Genomic DNA, 18,516 nt, shown 5'->3' with positions numbered 1-18,516 from the left:
GAACCAATCCTTCACAGCAGATTGAACCTGCGCGGACTCCGGTTTCCTGCCATCTTTAAGCTAATCGGCATTCAAGCTGCAACATACTGCCTATTACCTTTGTTTTTGATTTTTCGATGCCACTTAATCACTAACTTGCCTTGATTCAACAGTTTATCTAGCAGTGATTTTAATTCATCTACTGATTTGAATAACCGATGAGCAATATATTCTTTACATGAGTGCCAGACTAACTCGATAATATTGTAATCAGGGCTGTAAGCCGGCAAGAATTCTAAAATAAAATTTGGAAAGTCTTCAGCTATTTTAGCTAGAATATCTTTGCGTTTATGAAAACTTGCATTATCTAAAATTAAAATAATCTTTGGCCCAAACTTCGCAAAATCTTCAAAATGGTTTCCTTTACTTGCCCATTCTTGCTTAATTAATTCATTTAATTGTTGTAATTGCTCATAAAAAATATCTGCGTTTCCTTTTTTTACAAAAAAGCATACCCGTTTCCGGTCTAATTCTCTAATTGCTCTCATCACATTAACTCGACCACAACGCCGTTCCCCTGGAACACTTTTTCGTTTTCCTTTTCTACCCCAACTCTTGCGTCGAATTACGCGTAAACTAAAACCACTCGTCGCGCGGGTACGCGCGCCCGCTACGCTAACGTCCAAAACCACACCTGTAAACGCTCTGGTTCTTCTCGTGCTATTTTTAAATATTGAGTAAGCTTCTCTCTAAACTTGGCTCTCTCAATTGGATTTTGTTTATCTTCTAAGCTAGATTTAGTCCAGATATAACTATACTTTTTTCTCTTTAATATCCTCCTTACTTGAGAACTACTTAAATCAATTCCTGTTTTTTCGGTTAAATATGTAGCTAGCCGCTCTGCCGTCCATTTACCAAATTCATATCCTAAATCTGATGGTTCTTGGTCAACAGTTTTTAATAACAGTTCAATATATTCAGGAGTAGCTTTACGGTAATGTTCATATTCTCTTTTATTGTGTAAAGTTTCTAGGTTGTCTGGATCTCCGTGCATACACCAATATGCGACCGTTCTGGGCGAGCAGCCTAAAAATTTAGCAATTTCGTGTTGTGGTTTTCCATCATTCTGTAGCAAAATAATTAAAATTCTTTCTCTGACGTGTGGGAGACCACTTTCTTTTAGAGCTTCCTGTAATTTACTGACTTGCTCCGGCGTTAAAAAGTTTCTGGCTGCTGGTGGCATAGTTGCTTTTAAACGACTTTCTTTTCTTATTATGCAATTTAAGTGCCGATTAGCTTACAAGCAGCAATAAACACTGCTTCCGGCGATTTAATGCCTTTCCAAGTCCGTAACGCTTCCTTAAAAGCTTGCATCACAGCAGAAATTTACTGTCTACCTCTGGCGATAGAGAGATTGCGCTCTTTTCCGTAAAAGCACATACTCAAGATGTAGATGCAAAAATCATGCTTTTGAGCAGTTGCCGCCCAAATTGATGAATACTGATTCTATTCAGAAAATTCTCCTGCTAGCAGCCAATCCCATCGGCAGCCAATATCTGCGTCTAGGCGAGGAGATGCGGGAGATTCAGGAGGGGCTAAAAAGGTCAAGAAATCGAGAGCGGTATTCCATAGCCACAGCCCAAGCAGTACGATACCGGGATATCCACAGAGCGATACTAGAACATGAACCGCAGATTATTCATTTTTCCGGGCATGGGGCAGGAGAAGAAGGTTTAGTGTTTGAGGATGAAACGGGAGCAGCGAAATTAGTAAATGCAGAAGCTATGGCCGGATTATTCCAACTGTTTTCAGGGCAAGTGGAGTGTGTAGTTCTCAATGCTTGCTACTCTCAATACCAAGCCGAAGAGATAGCACGACATATTAATTATGTCGTAGGCATGAGCCAAGCGATAGGCGATAAAGCAGCAATTGAATTTGCGGTGGGTTTTTATGATGCGTTGGGTGCAAGCAAGGGTTACGAATTTGCTTATAAATTAGGTTGTAATCTAATTCGTGTAGCGGGGATAGCTGAAAACCTAACACCTCAACTTGTAATCTCCAAAAATCGAAAATTATTAAATGAACCAAACAAAATATTTGAAAGTACAGCGCCCAAATTAGACACAAACACAATATATATTGAACGACCCCCGATTGAGGAGAAATGCTATAAAGCAATTGTGTAGCCAGGGGCATTAATTCGTCTCAAAGCTCCCCAAAAGATGGGTAAAACACTCTTGTTAGAAAAAATACTTTCTCATGCAAGACAGCACGGTTATCAAACAGCAAAGCTAGATTTGAAGCTGGCTGATATCGAGACTCTGATTAACTTAAAAACATTCTTACAATGGTTGTGTATTGATGTTGCTGACAGCCTAGAATTAGAACCGCAACTAGAGAAACATTGGCAAGAGGTTTTTGGGCTGAATAAAAACTGTACTCGCTATTTTCAAAAATATTTATTATCACTTACTGATACTCCCTTAGTTTTAGCTATAGATAACTTTGAGAGACTGTTTGAATATCCAGAAATTTTTCCTCAATTCTGCCTATTACTGCGGGGATGGTATGAGGCAGCGAAACAAGGAGACAAGATTGGTAATATCTGGAAGAAACTGCGGTTAGTTGTGGTTCATTCCACTGAATCTTATCCTTCCTTAGACAGTAATCATTCCCCGTTTAATGTGGGATTGGCGATTGACTTACCTGAATTTAATCTGCAACAAGTAACAAACCTCGTCAAGCAGAATGAGTTAAGCCTGGGGGAACAGGACTTAACCGAGTTGATGGAGTTGCTAGGGGGACATCCTTACTTGGTACAGTCAGCGATAACCCACCTCAAAAGCCAACAAGTGACCTTAGAAGAACTCTTGAGACTTGCACCAACAGAGCAAGGAATCTTCAGTGACCACTTGCGACAACAACTGTGGCATTTACAACATAATCCTCAGCTTGAAATAGGGTATAAAAAAGTAGTGATGACAAATGCACCCGTGAGGTTAGATACTGAAGTTGCCTTTAAGTTGCATAGCTTGGGATTAGTAAAACTTTTTAGTAATGATTGTGTTCCTGGTTGTGAGTTGTATCGTAAGTACTTCTCAACTCGTTTGGAGTAGGTAAATCGTGGTTGACCAATACATATTCTCTGGAAGTCTACCTGAAAATGCCAGCACCTACGTCATACGAGAAGCTGATGCACAGTTATATGAAGGGCTGAAAGCGGGGAAGTTTTGTTATGTACTGAATTCGCGCCAGAGTGGTAAGTCTAGCCTACGTGTGCGAACCATGCAGCGATTAAGAGATGATGGCATAAAGTGTGCAGCCGTTGACCTTTCTGCTGGAGGTATTCAGAATGTCCCTCCCGAACAATGGTATGCAGACTTAATTGACACGCTCATTGACAGTTTTGGATTAAATTTAGATTTTGGTGATTGGTGGAAGGCGAATCAGTTAAATTCGCTAGTTACAAGATTTCGCAAGTTTTTGGAAGAAGTACTACTTGTTGAAGTTCAAGAAGATATCGTTATTTTTATTGATGAAATTGATAGCGTACTCAGTCTGAATTTTCCCACAGATGACTTTTTTGCATTAATTCGTGCTTGTTACAACAAGCGTGTAGATAATCCTGATTATAATCGCCTCACATTTTGTTTGCTGGGAGTAGCATCACCTAGTAATTTAATTGAAGATAAACAGCGCACTCCGTTTAACATTGGTCAGGCAGTCTCTCTCAAAGGCTTTCAACTAAATGAATCTGAACCATTAGAAAAAGGGTTGCGCGGTAAATTCAGTAATACTCAGGCCATAATGCAGGAGATTTTGCAGTGGACTGGGGGGCAACCATTTCTAACTCAAAAATTATGTCAGTTTATGGTTGAGGAGTCAATACAAGAACATCCCTGTTCAGTAGAGCAAGCTGTTAGATCGCGGATTCTCGAAAACTGGGAATCACAGGATGAACCTGAACATTTACGAACGATTCAAGCTAGAATTTTGCGAGATGAGCAGAAGGCAGGTTACTTATTAGAAGTATATCAGCAAGTGAGGTTCAGTGAAGCAAAATCACTTGTAACAGCAGATGATACATTAGAGCAAAGTGAGTTACAACTTTCAGGTTTAGTTATTAGACAGCAAGGTAAACTGAAAGTTTATAATCAAATTTATTATGAAATCTTTGATTATAATTGGATTGAAAATCAATTAAACAATCTGCGTCCTTATTCTGAGAATTTTCGGTTCTGGGTGGCTTCTAGAAGTACTGATCATTCCCGACTCCTGCGAGGAAAGGCATTACAAGAAGCTGAAGAATGGGCAAGGGATAAAAATTTAAGTTATCAGGATAAGCAGTTTTTAGCAGCTAGTAAAGAGAGGGAGATCCACGAAGAGATTGCTGCTCAAGAACAAAAAGCAGCTTTGGAAAGAGAAAGGGAAGAGATTGCCGCTAAAGAACAAGAAGCAGATTTAGAAATAGAAAGAAAAGAGAGGGAGGCAGCAGAAGAAAGAAATCAATTACTTCGTGAAGCGAATAAGAAAGCTCAACGGCGAATTAGTATTGGGGTTGTTGTTTTAATTGTAACTGTGGTAGGAGCAGCAATTTTAGGTGTATCAGCACGTAATAAGCAAATTAATGAAACTAAAGAAGAAGTCTCATCTGTTCAGGAATTAAATAAACTAGCTGGAGAAATACAAAGCAAGGAAAACTCTAATTCAAAAGAGATTACGATTAATTTTAATGAAGCTTTAAGGCTATCTGCTTTATCTTTTGGTGTTAAGAATCACCAACTTAGACAAGCATTAGTCTTTGCTACTAGGTCACAAGCAAATCAACAACTAAAAAATCTACAATTAGCACAGGAAGAAATTAAGCAAAGTAAAAATTTCTTGGATGAAGCTAAAAATGATCATCAAATTTTAAATTCTAGCCCAGGATTACAAATTCAAGTATTCTTCTATAAGAGTCAAGGTGATTTACTAGCTCAGTCTAAACAAAATCAAAAAGCTATAGAATCTTACAGTCAAGCATTTAATATATTAAAAAAACATCCAAATCAAACTGATTTTACTAAAGACAATCAGTTGCTCACAGGCGAAAATATTGAATCAGTTTATCGAAGTTTAATTAAGCTAAACCCCCAAGATAAAGAGGTTGAAACATCGCTGAGAGATCACTTATATGCTCAACTTGAAAATTTTCTGAAGACTAAAAATTGGTCAGATGCTGATAAGCAAACATATATTCTCATGCTCAATATTGCTCAAAGAGAAGAACAAGGATATTTAAATTATGAGGACATCAATAGATTTTCTTGTCCAGACCTGCAAAAAATAGACAAGCTTTGGGTCAATGCAGACAAACGTTTTGGCTTTAGTGTGCAGAAGGAAATATGGATTAAGACTGGGAATAGACTAAATATAAAACTAGGAGACTGGACTGACAAAGATTATGATAATTATTTACAATTTGCCAGGGCAGTTGGATGGTATGATAACGAACTAGAGGACACTACAAGTCACTCCAGAGGTGGTTGGGTGAGCTATGACTTGATAATAAAGCGTATACAAGAAGACTCCATGTACGGTAGGGGAGGACTACCATCATCTAGAACGGCGGCCTTAGGGGGAGCGGGAGCGGAGCGGCGAGCGAGCGGGCCAGGGGAGCGGGCCCGGGCCTTAGACAGCGACAGCAGCTTTTTCTCTCGCGTTGCGACTTGTAAATTGTAACATATAAGCCTTTCAGAAGTTTGTGAACATTTATTTCAGCCTCATTTCGCACGCAGAAATCAACATTTCAAAAATCTGATACCTGGCACTGGGGGCTGATAACAATTTGCTTGAATAAATTTTGTTGCTACCTCATGTACATCCGTACTCTCAGTCGCTCTCTGCTTGTTCCAGGGTAAACCCAACTGCCCCGGCGAAGACTTTTTCGCCTTTGCACCCTCCATCACCGACGGTAAAAAGTTGCTACCCCAGTGATTCCTTGTCTCTGGCTTGGCTTTGGGTCTATATTTCTGACAAAATTTGCGATATTTTGCCGCGCAGTCCTCTAAAGTTCGCCCCAATTGCAAAAATGCCGGATGCCACTGAGTAATGCCATCGTTGCTCAAGCGGTCATGAGTGCCATAATTGCTGAAATTGTAGAAAAAGCCTTGCTGCATTCCGGCGGCTTTTGGGTTAGCGTGAATGTATCGCAGCGTATTCAAAGCCCGTCGATGATCTGTGTTGGGAAAACCAGTGCTATGATATCGTTTCTCGCAAAAATGCCTGTGCGGTTTAGCATCCGATTGAAACACATCGCAGTGTACCAATTGAGCCAGTGCATGATTTTGGGAAGGTTTTCGGTTTGTTGGGGTTCAATCAAATAATGTACATGATTTGACATAATGCACAGGGTATAAAGTTTAAACCCGTACTTTCCTTGCGCTTTTTTAATGGCACAGAGAAAGACTTCACGGCATTTCAGGCGAGTGAGGCGAAATTCCCGATTGTTGCAACGGACGGTAATATGGTAGCAAAATCCAGCTTTCAGGTCACGTTTTGGGCGAGACATCGTAAGTACAGGAAAATACAATATAAGTAGTATAAGAATTGGCAGCAATCTTAAAACATTGAGATTTTGGGCAACCCCAAAACCCTAATCACCCACCGGAAACCGCCGCATCATTTCTGCCAACGCCACCGCCTCACCATCCGCTGTGTACACTGTTTCTCCTGAAATAGCAATCACAATCCTGTTTTTCCTTGCCCATTCAAACCAAACAATCGCACCAGGCTTGGCCTGCTGTGCCTCCGGTTTCCTGCCTTCCTTACAAGCAGCAACAAACACTGCTTCCGGTGACTTAATTCCTTTCCAAGTTCGTAACGCTTCCTTTAAGTAAATGACTGAGTAAGTCGGAGGGGAAAAAGAACCTATATTAAATAAAATTAATTAGGCTCAAACTATTTTCCCTCCTCTCTTATCCCAATTACCAGTATTTACATCGTTTTACTTATAGGAAATATTATGGATGTATGTTTTGAATTATTACTTTTAAATAAGCAACCATTAGACAGCTTAGAATGCTATCAAAAAACAATAGTTTGGGAAGGCATAGAATATCCTCAAGAACCTAAATGCTATATTTGGGGTAAGTATATTTGTTTAACAGAAAGTCTAATGCCTAAAAAAATACACAGTTATTTGCCTATAAGCTTTGCTGAAAAAGAATGGACATATTTATCTGTAACAGGTCAAATACTAGATTTATTAGAATTAGAAGTTAATGGCTCAAAAATAAATTGGGGAGGAAAAAGCCTAGATTCTTTACTAAAATTATTGTTAACTCCCCAGAACAAGTGGTTTATTGTTTTTGAATGGCAATGTGACCAGATAGATAAAACATATTATTTAAGTATAGATGAGTGTATATCTAAGTTAAAAAATAATCTGAAATACGAAAAAAAACGAGAAGGGTTTATTATAATATCTGCAAATTAAAATAGCAAAAAATATTGACGATTAATTACAAATAACGTAAGGATTTAGGTTTAATGTTGAGTAAGTAAAGAAGGGCGAAATCGATAATTATCTCTGTTGTGTCACTTTGGAAAAGCCAATATTTGAAAGCCTTTGAGAGCTTTACTTTTCAGTTTTTGGCTAGAAATTTTAGTTTCTGTTAGAAAAGAAAAGCTCAAAACTTTATTAAATCAACGTTTCAGAGTTTCGCTCCGATTATTGTTTTCCGCAAGTGATAAAAGAGGACTATTCCTCCCACTTCACCAGCACCCCATCCGCAGCCACCAACCCCCACTGTGGAAACTTCGCCAACAGCTTTTTAACGACAATTTGCAAGGCGGGGTCATCTTGTCAACATTCCAGTAAGAAGTCAAAATCAGGTTTTTCTCTGAGAATTCCTGCCATTTTGAGTTTCTCCATTTGCAGAGTCCGCGCCTTATACCGGAGAGAGATCGCCTCACTCGATCATTTTTCAGGCTGTGGCACGGCAAAACCTTCGCCTTACTCCTGCATCGGAAACCGCCGCATCATCTCTTGCAATTTCACCGCTTCACCATCCGGTGTGTACACGGCCTCACCAGACATTGCAATTACAATCCTTTCTCGCCTTGCCCACTCAAACCAATCTTTCACAGCAGATTTTACCTGCGAGGACTCCGGTTTCCGTCCTTCCTTACAAGCAGCGACAAACACAGCCTCTGGTGACTTTATCCCCTTCCAAGTCTGTAACGCCTCCTTCAAATAAGCGATCGCCCCTGGTACATTCTCCCAACATCGCTTAACTGTACGCTGGATTTCTGAATTGAGCCGGAACTGTGGGGTACAAGGAATCTCCCTCAACTGCTGCAACACGTCAATTACTTCTTGGTGACTCGGCTGAATTGATTTTTCCACAGTAGGGGCAACAGAATCATCATCTAATTCTGATTCTGAGTCATAGTCAGTAGTCTGGGCTGTTTCGGTCAAGACTGTCTGCAAAGATTTTGATGCAGATTCGGCGGCGGAAGAATGATCCTCATGAGTATCTGTCTTGATAGTCGAGTCAACAAGTTCTATCTCTCCAACGAAGGAAGTAACCGGGATTTGCTGATCTAGATTTTCATTTTCCTCACTTTCTTCAAGCTCAACAGCAGAGTGTTGTTGTGGCTTTGAAGCTTCAGGATTGGATCTGTGGTATTGTTCTGCATTGAATTCTGAATGTTCGTTTTTGCACTTGCGAAGTTCCAAAAACCCATTCAGTACATCGAAGTTTAATTTATACTGCCATGTTCTGTCTTGACCGTTGCCTGGGTTCTTCTGCTTCTCGATAATTCCCTTCTCTTCAAGTAAGGCGATCGCACTCCTAATGACGTGAAGACTATATTCCCCCATCAGATCGGCGTAAATCCGTTTGAGTGGCTGGTAGATCCAAACGGTACGGTGATTTTTCACCTTCCAGTTTGTCCAATGCCGAAAATATTCAATCAGCTTGGCCGCGCAGAAGTTGCCCGTGATGTCGAGGTACTCCCGGCGTAATATCACCAGGACAGAAAATTTATTAGTAGAGGCAATGCTGCTCATGTTCCACCTTCTATATATTCGTGTGAGGCTGCGATTCTGGGTTAAAACGGCACATCTTCATCCGGACTTTCTGCCCAGAAGCGTCTTAACATCTCTTGTTTTGCTGCCTGAAGTTGCTGTTTTTCCTGGGATGATATTTCTCCAACCAACCGCTCAACCTCGTTTTTCTGCTTCTGTCTCAACTGCTCAACAGTTACATGGGATAATGCCAGTGGCTCATTACTGCCCTGCCCAGAAGGGCGGAAGCAGCGACGGCGGAACAAAAACCTGAAGTGACGTTTATCTTGTGGTGGTAACTTGTCCCAGACTTCGGCATCCCAGCCAGGGGGTATAAAATCTGATGATGGGGGCAGCAGATTCTGGATTTGGGCTTGTAGCTGGGTGATAGCTTCCATTGCCGTTTCTAATTTGCTTTCCAATTCCAAAACTTTGGAATCCCCGACAGTTGGCTGGCCATTCACCACCCATTCTTCAACCCACTGCTCGACCAGATAGCCGAACTCATCCGAAAGCCAAATGCCAAATCTGACTGCTAGCTTCGGATGAATCCAAGTGCCGCCTCCGTGAAGGGGAGAGCCTTGAAACACTTGATATAACTCAAACACGGGAATTCCCGTATTTGAACTCAGATGCGAAAGCGTCTCTTTTGTACGTTTATTTTCTAGCCATTCACTAACATCGCGCCGCTTGCCTGTAGCTAATTTGTAAGCACTGGCTAAAGCCGTGGCGTTGACATAACCATCACATCGACGTTGTTTGACAACTGAGCCATTTACTTGTCGTGAAATAATTGTTATTGCATCCATAATTCCTCCAATTTTCGGCGCATGAAAATATCAGCAGCATTCCAGTGAAGCCGCATTGATTTTTTTAGCTAGAGGTAAGTTGTATTTACTGGTTGTCGGCTTGCCAGAATCTCAATTCTGATTTGAAGTACCTATCAGTTTTTTTACCTCGTTCCGCCCAGTGATCCCACGCCACTATCACTGACTCGCCCAAATCCTCCACAACTTCGCCCCTGGCTAAATACAGCGTGTAGTAGGGGTCTGCGTAAGCAACAATAGAGCCAAGCCCAATCAAAGTAGGTTGTTCAGCCTTCTCTAGTGCAGTGATTTGCTCTTTTTCCTGTGGGGTTAATTCTGCCCAGTAATCCTGTTTAATTACCTCGTATTCTTCTGCTACAGCTAAATAGTCAATCCATGTACATTCAGGTTTTGCAAGTACCTGCCTGATGTCACTTACTGCCTGGGGTATTAACTGCAATTGTTCCGTCCTTGTGGCGATCGCGCTCTGTGTCGGCTCACTCCCCAGAATAATTGCAGCTGCTTCAAGAGCTTGGGCGTTGTTCATGGCACTGGCCAGATTACTCAAAGCTATACCCATCAGTCGTAAACATTCGGTGGCATTTTCCTTCGGTGGCTCAACAGCCAGCGAGCGCAAATCTATCGTATCTGAGGATTGCTGAACATTCTTTTTAACTGCCTGCTTATTGTCCCGCTCTTGTGTAGGATGTGGCTGTTTTGCGTTTTCCAGTTCTTGAATACGACGTTGTAATCGTTGATTCTCTAGCTCTAATTGTCGTAATCCCTCCATTTCGTCTAGGCGTTGTTGCAACGATTCGAGTTGTTCTCGTACTTGCGCTTCTGCCCTAGCTCTAGCTTCTACTTGTAAACCAATCCTTAAATCTGCTTCGAGCCGCTCTAGTTCCCGCCTATGCTGTTCTTTTAGAGATGCGATGGCTTCTGCGTATTCTGGTGGATAAATTCGCTCACTTGGAAGTGGGACACTGGAGACATCTAAATCAGCATTGTTAACTAGCAGTTTTTCACCATCGCTGAAGGTAACAATTTGCTGTGAATCGTTTGGTGCTTCCGCTTCGATCACTCCCGATTCACCATATCTAGGATGTGATCGTGACGAAACGCTAACCGATTGACACAATTGGGTTTTACTCTTATGGGACTTTGTGGCGTTTCTGACTTCTTGTTAGAAGCTTATGTAGGCGAACAGAATTAACCCCTGTTGCAGTTAGGGGATTTGGTATTGTGAAAGTGGTCATAAATTACTGCTATTTGTCGTGATAACAAATGTTTTACACTTGTTATCGAAGCATATTTAGTAAATGTGTAGCTTGATGCAAGACGGCATGAGTATTACTCTTACCATTGATTACTTGTCTGTAAAAGCTGAAGGTTTGTATCGATTTGCTGCACTGACGAGATTACAGTCATAATAAATTTTGTACCTTGTGTTTAGCATAAGTTTAGCATAGCTAAACACAAAGTAGTTCCTTAAAAGCGCAAACCCGCCTCAAGTAGGGGGCGGGTTTTCCTTAATAAGTTTGATTACACGATCACGCCATCGCCTGAGAGATTCATTTTCTTCTCTCAGGCGGGCTGTTTTCCCAACTGTTGCTGAATTTCGCGAATTTGAGCTTCTAGCTGGCTTATCTTTTGCTGTACGTCCGCTTCACCAGAACGTTCCCCAGAAAGCCCAATATAGCTGTGTACAAACTGTAAAAGGACTTGTGAAGGTGTTTTTCCCTCCTGTTTGGCCTTGTCTTCAAAAGCATTTTTTTCCTCGTCAGTTACTCTCACAGCTATCTGCTTTTCTCTAGCGCCGTTGTTCATCTACTAAATCTCCTATTGCTTACAGAATATAAGGTTAAACAATGTCTGACATAAATATAGCCTGACTCTATCACGGGTTAACTAATTCGTTTAGCAATTGCTTGACAATGCTAAACGGGCGTCTTACAATATAAATATCATTCAAAAGAAAAACAAAAAGACGACCGCCTTTGCCTGGAAAACTTGTGCGATCGCCTTTTCCCCAATTAAGGAGATAATCATTATGCCTTACAAAACACTGGCACAGCAAACAATTAAGAGCGTTGTTCCCTCTTGCATTGACGAGCAAGCCCTAGCACAAGCCGAGCTTGACAACCATCTGGAAACCCAAGCCGAAGCTGTAGCCCCAACCAAAGACCCCTTGACTGCTCGCGACCGCCGCATCATTGGCGAGATTATTGAAGTCGAACCCGAAACTATTCGTACCATTTGGCTTGAAGGTGGGATTACATTATGGGTGCGGTTCGTAGACGGTAGCTGCTTGCCATTTGACCGTGACTGGTTCGCAAAAAGAGTTGCAGAAGTTAAAAGAAAAAGTAGCGCCATAGATGCATTGCTAGTGGTCAAGCAATGTAATGACTGCTCTCGCTGTAGCGCTCGCGTTCTCAAGGCAGCATGGGGCAACGGTGGGGGAACGTGAGTGTTGGGTTGGGGATGTTAAACAAGCGCGATCGCCTTGCCGCTTTGATATTAATATTTCTATGGGTATAACAGACATAACAGTAATCTATTCAGGGTCATTTATGAACAAAGGTGAACTAGTGGATGCTGTAGAAGCAAAAGCCAACGTCACGAAAAAGCAAGCTGATGAAATCATCAGTGCTTTTTTAGAAGTCGTGACCGAAGCTGTAGCAAACGGGGAGAAGATAACGCTCGTAGGGTTTGGGTCATTTGAGCGGCGTGAACGTGCCGAGCGTGAGGGGCGTAATCCCAAAACCAATGAGCCAATGACTATCCCGGCTACCAAAGTACCTGCGTTTTCTGCTGGGAAGCTGTTCAAAGAAAAAGTAGCGCCATAGATGCATTGGCTTTACCACCAGCAATCCAATCACTGCAAAGGCGTAGCGTTCGCCTTTGGCGTTGGCGCAGCCATCGCTCTTATCCCTGTTTTGTCACTCTAGGCAGAGGAAAAGTAGAAATCAGGGTGAGTCAGGAAAATAAAAACTGAACTAGTGAGTCTATAAATAATAGATTGAAGTTTAGAAAACCCTAAATCTAATTGAGGAATAGGAAAAACTGTTAACCAGGGATATATCAGGTTGAATAAAGTAAAAGGTTGAATTATCAAACGGAGATTGTTAAGAATATTTTTCCAACCTTTACCATCATCCCACCAGGGGTGATCAGCTAATTTTGATGGAGACTTTGGTGGAGAAGACTGCATTTGTTCAGAGTGTAGACTAACTATCAAGTAGCTACTACAAACAATCTCCCACCATCGTTCAATATCACTGTAATTAGTTAAACGGTAATCTGCCCAACCTAATTCATTTTTACTTTGCTTCAAGCCATATTCAACCCAAGTTCTTAAACCATAAAAATTTCCCACATCTCGCTTGTTAAGGTCTGGGTATTTACTCATCACATACCAAGTAGTATTACCGGGTAATTTCTCACGGTCTGTGGTAATCTGCCAGTACCTATTCTCGCTACGTTTACCGTGAATTATTTCTCTAATAAAACGATTTTCACTGCTTAAATCAGAGAATACCCGTTTAAATTTATGCCATTTTAAATATTGAGTGTGTTGTCTAGTAAGTAGCTCTACAGAATGGTTTGAGCGAATCGCTACTAAGTAATTTAACCCCAGTTCGTCTAATACAGATATGAAATTAGTACCACTCTCCCCCTTCGGGTTCGCAGTCGCTTCAAGTCGGCGAAGCCGCCCAACGCGCTGCTCACCATATAAGCTATCTGCTAGTACTAGGTTAAATTTAAAACCCATCAACTCTAGCTTTTTTATGATTATTGCTGCTATTTGAGGCTTGGTTAGATATTTATCGCCTGGCTTTAATCTTTCACGTGGCTTGTATACTTCAAATAGTAATGGAAAAGTCATCCCACAGAATACACCATACGCTGTGACTGCTACAATTCCATTTTCTACTTTACCCAAATTACCTATGTACTGCCGTTTCACATAATCTGTCTTATTCCCTTTCTTTTTATCTCCTGTCTCATCAATAATTAGAATGATTGGTCTACCTTTTAGAACCTGTAAAATTAGCTCTAATCGCAAAGCTCTTAACTTCTCTACATCCCAGGGTGAAGTAGTTAAAAAATGATGCAAACCTTGGTGGTTATCCAATCCTACAATTTTTGCTATTTCTGGTAGAGTTTTCCGTTTTAGTTCAGAAACACAGCCCACGTGAAGATATTTAAAAGCCTCAAAACTCCTAACCTCTGGAAACAGGCTTTTATACCACTGGCAATATTCGTCCACAAATTTTACTGTTGGTGCGGCTGGACGGGGCTGTACCATACTCTGTGTCTTGGTTAAGCGCGTTTATACCTTATTATACTACTGCGAGAGTGACAAAACAGGGCTATTATGATATTTGGGCCAGGTGAGGCAAAAGATGAACTAAAAAAACGTCTTGAAGAAAATAACCTCGGTAGACACATCGTAGGTATTGAAACAGTTGACAAGATGACGGATCATCAAATCGCGGCGAAAATTCGACAGCAATTTGCCGAGTCGCGTTAAGCAGCCGATTTACCGCAAATCAAACCAATGAATCCCCAACTCTCCACGTTTTGGAGCTTATCCACGGATCAGGTGCTTCAGCAGATGCACTCTACAACCTCCGGGTTAAGCCGTCAAGATGCCAAACAACGCCTGAATGAGTTCAGCGCAAACAGCCTCAAACAAAAACACAAATCGAGCGCATGGATGCTGTTGCTTAATCAGTTTAAGAGTCCGATTATCTTGATTCTGATTTTTGCGGCGGTGCTATCGATTTTTCTGAAAGATGCGGCAGATGCCATAATCATTTTGACAATCGTCTTCATCAGTGGGCTATTAGGATTTTGGCAAGAGCGAGGAGCCTCAAACGCTGTCGAAAAATTATTGGCATTAGTGCAAGTTAAAGCAACTGTTTTGAGAGATGGTCAATCTCAAGAAATCCCCAATGAGGAAGTGGTCAGGGGTGACATTGTGTTGCTGAGTGCAGGTAAAAATATTCCGGGCGACTGTCTAGTTTTAGAGTCGAAAGATTTATCGGTGAATGAAGCAGCACTGACAGGAGAAACCTATCCGGTTGACAAGCTAAGTGGCGTATTGCCAGCTGAAACTGAACTGAGCCAACGCACCAATTCCCTGTATCTGGGAACTAATGTGATTAGTGGAACGGCGAAAGCAGTAATCGTTCATACCGGAAAAGAAACTGAATTTGGCAAAGTATCGGAACGCCTGAAACTCAGACCGAGCGAAACCGAATTTGAAAGGGGATTGAGCAAGTTTGGCTACTTTCTGATGGAAGTAACGCTAATTTTGGTAGTGCTAATTTTCGTCGCTAACGTCTACCTGCATCGCCCAGTACTAGAATCTTTTCTATTTTCTCTGGCGCTGGCGGTGGGTTTGACTCCTCAACTACTACCTGCGATCGTTAGCGTTAACCTGGCTCGTGGTGCCAAGAAAATGGCGAAAAAGCAGGTGATTGTAAAGCGCTTACCCGCGATCGAAAACTTTGGCAGTATGAATGTGTTTTGCACCGATAAGACAGGGACGCTGACGGAAGGAGAGGTGAAAATTCACTCTGCGGTTGATGTGGAAGGGAAAGAAAGCGTTGGCGTAGACTCCCCCCAGGCGAATCGCGTTCTACTTTACGCTTATTTAAATGCTGCATCTGAGTCGGGTTATGTCAATCCCATCGATGCAGCGATTCGTGAATACAAAACATTCGATATTTCTGCCTATCAAAAGCTAGATGAAGTGCCTTATGACTTTAACCGCAAACGTCTAAGCATACTGTTTAAGACAGAGAGCACGCATCTGATTATCACTAAAGGCGCACTGAAAAATATTTTGGATGTTTGCTCAACTGTTGAGACTGGTGAGGGGAAAGCGATCGCTATTGCAGATCAGCGACAAAAACTCCACCAACAGGCTGAAGACTTGGGCAGTAAGGGATTTAGAGCCTTGGGTGTGGCTTATCGTGATTTTAATCAAGATTCTTTCACCAAAGATGATGAAACGAACATGACATTTCTCGGCTACCTCGCTCTCTTCGATCCGCCCAAAGCTGGCATCGCTGACACCCTGAAAGAGTTGCAACTGCTAGGAATCACCCCGAAGATGATTACCGGAGACAGCAAGGCGGTGGCAATGAGTATCATTCAGCAGGTAGGATTGCCCCAACCAAAGGCGTTGACAGGCTCCGAACTAGAAAAGCTCAGTGATGAAGCCTTGATGCATCGAGTACAAGATACAAATGTCTTTGCCGAGGTAGAGCCAAACCAAAAAGAGCGAATCATTATTGCCCTCAAAAAAGCGGGGAATGTAGTTGGATATCTGGGAGACGGCATTAACGATGCCTCTGCGCTTCATGCTGCCGATGTTGGCATTTCAGTCGAGAGCGCAGTCGATGTTGCTAAAGAAGCTGCTGATATTGTGTTGATGGCAAAGGATTTAAATGTCCTCATCGAAGGCGTAAAGGAAGGACGGGTGACGTTTGCCAACACTTTAAAATATGTATTTATGGCAACTAGCGCCAATTTTGGCAATATGTTTAGCATGGCGGGAATTTCTCTGTTTCTGCCCTTTTTGCCGCTTCTACCTAGTCAGATTTTGCTGACGAACCTACTCACCGATTTCCCGGAATTAACGATCGCAACAGATCGCGTAGATAAGGAGTTAGTCAACAAACCTCGCCGGATGGATATCAAGTTTATCCGCAATTTCATGATCGTGTTTGGTTTGCTGAGTTCATTATTTGATTATCTCACCTTTGGAGCGCTACTGTTGCTGCTGCACACTCAACCACAACAGTTTAGAACAGGCTGGTTTTTGGAATCTGTCATCTCTGCATTGGTAGTTGTGCTAGTCGTTCGTACCCGCCAATCCATTTTCAACAGTAAGCCTGGAAAATACTTGTTGATGGCAACGCTGGCGACTATTGGAGTGACAATAATCATTCCCTGGACACCGTTGGCAACCCTACTGGGATTTCAACCGTTGCCGTTGAGTTTTGTGCTGGTTCTGGGAGCGATCGTGTTGTTCTACGTGACTGCGGCTGAGAATGTCAAACGAGTGTTTTACAGCCACGTAAAATTTTAATCTCTCAGTTGATGAAAAAGCATAGTATAGATCAGCGGAAATAAGCCATCCATTTAAAATGTCTAAAACCCTTACGCAATGGTAATTACGTTAGCGTAGCGTGGCGTAGCCCATTACGAACTTTTACTGAGCGTCTTGCCCTGAGCGAAGCCGAAGGGAGCCAAAGTATTACGAATTACGAATTACGCCAAGGGCTTGTACAAAAAAGCTATTCATCTTCGTCTCCTGATGGTCGTTCGCTCTCGCTTTGTTGGGTGTTCCACTCCAAAACAATACGCTCTAGCATTTCACCCTGCGTACAGTTATTTACAACAGCGTATTGCTTAATTAACTCTGTTACATTAGGCAGGAACTAAAAGAGGCGATCGCTCAGATAAAAGGCTTAATAAATGAGCGTAATGGTGGAGTTGCCGTACCTGCACAAGAGGCTGTTCATGTTGAGCAGCAAGTCACACCAGATTATTCAGCAATCCGCGAAAAAGTCATTGGGAAATTGAAAACAGGCAAGCAGTCGGCAGCTAAGGCAATTGACGCTTTTATTGAGGAATTGGCTGCTGCAAAGGAGCAACAACAGTCAGCAGATGAGGAATTAGGTGTAGCTTAGAGAGGATTTTTCTGCTGGCGGCTGGTGGTTGAGAAGGACTGTTACTGAAACAGAAGTGACTCAAATCTTGCTCTAGATAAAATAGTTGTACAATAAGGTTCCTAAAAGACTAATTTAGGGAAACTCTCCTATAACCATAGAGCATGAATGATAATTGAGCCAAGTATGAGCAGTTTATTTTCTCCGCCACATTACCCAACGATGTCTCGTTGTATCGGTATAGTTGAGGGAAAGTATTTACCCAGCACTGAAGCATTTAACCAAGGTACTTTAGTATCGAAGGATGGCAGTATTTATTCAGCAACACTAGGAACTAAGTCAGAAAAATTACTGCAAGAAAATCCAGAATTGGTAGCGAGTACTAATATTTGGGTAGTGTGGCCGAGAATGGAAAAAGAGTCAAAAAAACTCAGTTTTCACATCAAAGGCAGACACAAAGAACCAACATCAGATTTGCAACAGACGTGGCTATTGGCTGCCGATGGCTATTTTTCAATTCGGGGTGTAGTTATCAACCAAGAAAACGGGCTGTTAACTGTGCAAATTCGACGCAACTTTCAAGTGCCATTCGGCTCGGAATCAGCAATGCAATGGCAACCATTCGTCATCGAGGTGGAAGGATTCCTCCCGCAACAAGAGGTAGGCGATTTTTGGGAACTAGATGTGAAACTTGTTGGTTCTAAGCTAGTAATGGATGAGGCGCGGTTGATTATGGAATTCCCAAAACGCAAGCACAGTAATTCTGTTAGTGCCGAGAATCACCCAAAACTTGAACTGCTCAAAGAAACTAATAGTCAAACTTTAAACCTTAGCAATTACCATAGTTTGACAGCATCACAGATAAAAGAATAGAGAGTAGTACAAGGCTTATTAGAGATTCCGGCAAATTGGCAACTGATGTCGTGCTGTTGCAGTTTTAATGGAGATATCAACAGCGCGGAACACAGTTAAAGCCCCTGTATAACTTGTT

General features: G+C 41.9%; 16 protein-coding genes and 1 pseudogene. 9 read left to right on the top strand and 8 right to left on the bottom strand.

Going from position 1 to position 18,516, the window contains the following annotated elements:
- Positions 1 to 71: 71 nt before the first annotated feature.
- Positions 72 to 1,222 (bottom strand): annotated as a pseudogene (locus tag WKK05_RS12465) (IS630 family transposase).
- Between the two features lie 250 nt (positions 1,223 to 1,472).
- On the opposite strand from WKK05_RS12465, the gene WKK05_RS12460 reads away from it, so the two are divergent.
- Genes WKK05_RS12460 through WKK05_RS12450 form a run of 3 tightly spaced genes read left to right on the top strand, consistent with a single transcriptional unit; the run spans position 1,473 to position 5,700 of the window.
- On the top strand, positions 1,473 to 2,165 hold the full coding sequence (locus tag WKK05_RS12460) for a CHAT domain-containing protein (RefSeq protein ID WP_341530010.1): 693 nt from the start codon (positions 1,473 to 1,475) through the stop codon (positions 2,163 to 2,165).
- Positions 2,166 to 2,177: 12 nt separating this feature from the next.
- Positions 2,178 to 3,095 carry an AAA-like domain-containing protein gene (locus WKK05_RS12455; RefSeq protein ID WP_341531073.1) on the top strand — a complete coding sequence of 306 codons (918 nt, stop codon included), beginning with the start codon at positions 2,178 to 2,180 and terminating at the stop codon, positions 3,093 to 3,095.
- A gap of 7 nt (positions 3,096 to 3,102) precedes the next feature.
- On the top strand, positions 3,103 to 5,700 hold the full coding sequence (locus WKK05_RS12450) for an AAA-like domain-containing protein (protein ID WP_341530009.1): 2,598 nt from the start codon (positions 3,103 to 3,105) through the stop codon (positions 5,698 to 5,700).
- A 59-nt stretch (positions 5,701 to 5,759) separates the two neighbouring features.
- Here the strand turns inward: WKK05_RS12450 and WKK05_RS12445 are convergent, their stop codons facing one another.
- Positions 5,760 to 6,182, bottom strand: a complete 423-nt coding sequence (locus WKK05_RS12445; protein WP_341530008.1) for a transposase — start codon at positions 6,180 to 6,182, stop codon at positions 5,760 to 5,762.
- Positions 6,179 to 6,529, bottom strand: coding sequence for a transposase (locus WKK05_RS12440; RefSeq protein ID WP_341530007.1), 351 nt, complete (start codon positions 6,527 to 6,529; stop codon positions 6,179 to 6,181). The genes WKK05_RS12445 and WKK05_RS12440 overlap by 4 nt, the downstream gene beginning before the upstream one ends.
- Before the next feature lie 453 nt (positions 6,530 to 6,982).
- Between WKK05_RS12440 and WKK05_RS12435 the strand changes: the two genes are divergently transcribed.
- A complete protein-coding gene (locus WKK05_RS12435) occupies positions 6,983 to 7,456 on the top strand; it encodes a hypothetical protein (RefSeq protein WP_341530006.1) in 474 nt (157 codons plus the stop codon).
- 519 nt (positions 7,457 to 7,975) lie between these two features.
- On the opposite strand, the gene WKK05_RS12430 is transcribed toward WKK05_RS12435, so the two are convergent.
- From WKK05_RS12430 to WKK05_RS12415, 4 genes are all read right to left on the bottom strand, one after another.
- Positions 7,976 to 9,034: a hypothetical protein gene (locus WKK05_RS12430; protein WP_341530005.1), complete on the bottom strand. Its 1,059-nt coding sequence runs from the start codon at positions 9,032 to 9,034 to the stop codon at positions 7,976 to 7,978.
- Positions 9,035 to 9,075: 41 nt separating this feature from the next.
- Entirely contained in the window at positions 9,076 to 9,840 is a 765-nt protein-coding gene (locus tag WKK05_RS12425; protein ID WP_341530004.1) for a KilA-N domain-containing protein, read from the bottom strand.
- Between the two features lie 85 nt (positions 9,841 to 9,925).
- The gene (locus tag WKK05_RS12420) at positions 9,926 to 10,918 is read right to left on the bottom strand and encodes a hypothetical protein (RefSeq protein ID WP_341530003.1); all 993 of its coding nucleotides are present in this window, start codon (positions 10,916 to 10,918) and stop codon (positions 9,926 to 9,928) included.
- 503 nt (positions 10,919 to 11,421) lie between these two features.
- Positions 11,422 to 11,664: a hypothetical protein gene (locus WKK05_RS12415; RefSeq protein ID WP_341530002.1), complete on the bottom strand. Its 243-nt coding sequence runs from the start codon at positions 11,662 to 11,664 to the stop codon at positions 11,422 to 11,424.
- A 223-nt stretch (positions 11,665 to 11,887) separates the two neighbouring features.
- On the opposite strand from WKK05_RS12415, the gene WKK05_RS12410 reads away from it, so the two are divergent.
- Together WKK05_RS12410 and WKK05_RS12405 are read left to right on the top strand one after the other, a co-directional pair.
- Positions 11,888 to 12,304, top strand: coding sequence for a hypothetical protein (locus WKK05_RS12410; protein WP_341530001.1), 417 nt, complete (start codon positions 11,888 to 11,890; stop codon positions 12,302 to 12,304).
- Positions 12,305 to 12,407: 103 nt separating this feature from the next.
- Positions 12,408 to 12,683 carry an HU family DNA-binding protein gene (locus WKK05_RS12405; protein ID WP_341531072.1) on the top strand — a complete coding sequence of 92 codons (276 nt, stop codon included), beginning with the start codon at positions 12,408 to 12,410 and terminating at the stop codon, positions 12,681 to 12,683.
- A 98-nt stretch (positions 12,684 to 12,781) separates the two neighbouring features.
- On the opposite strand, the gene WKK05_RS12400 is transcribed toward WKK05_RS12405, so the two are convergent.
- Positions 12,782 to 14,146, bottom strand: a complete 1,365-nt coding sequence (locus WKK05_RS12400) for an IS701 family transposase (RefSeq protein ID WP_341530000.1) — start codon at positions 14,144 to 14,146, stop codon at positions 12,782 to 12,784.
- A gap of 69 nt (positions 14,147 to 14,215) precedes the next feature.
- Between WKK05_RS12400 and WKK05_RS12395 the strand changes: the two genes are divergently transcribed.
- From WKK05_RS12395 to WKK05_RS12385, 3 genes are all read left to right on the top strand, one after another.
- Positions 14,216 to 14,371, top strand: coding sequence for a hypothetical protein (locus tag WKK05_RS12395; RefSeq protein WP_341529999.1), 156 nt, complete (start codon positions 14,216 to 14,218; stop codon positions 14,369 to 14,371).
- 27 nt (positions 14,372 to 14,398) lie between these two features.
- Complete coding sequence (mgtA, locus tag WKK05_RS12390; RefSeq protein ID WP_341529998.1) at positions 14,399 to 16,942, top strand: magnesium-translocating P-type ATPase; 2,544 nt, start codon at positions 14,399 to 14,401, stop codon at positions 16,940 to 16,942.
- Between the two features lie 769 nt (positions 16,943 to 17,711).
- A complete protein-coding gene (locus WKK05_RS12385; RefSeq protein ID WP_341529997.1) occupies positions 17,712 to 18,398 on the top strand; it encodes a hypothetical protein in 687 nt (228 codons plus the stop codon).
- Positions 18,399 to 18,516 lie beyond the last annotated feature (118 nt).

The organism is Nostoc sp. UHCC 0302 (assembly GCF_038096175.1).
Classification (GTDB): domain Bacteria; phylum Cyanobacteriota; class Cyanobacteriia; order Cyanobacteriales; family Nostocaceae; genus UHCC-0302.
The sequence above is the reverse complement of the archived record's forward strand: the minus strand, read 5'-3'. Positions and strand labels throughout refer to the sequence as shown.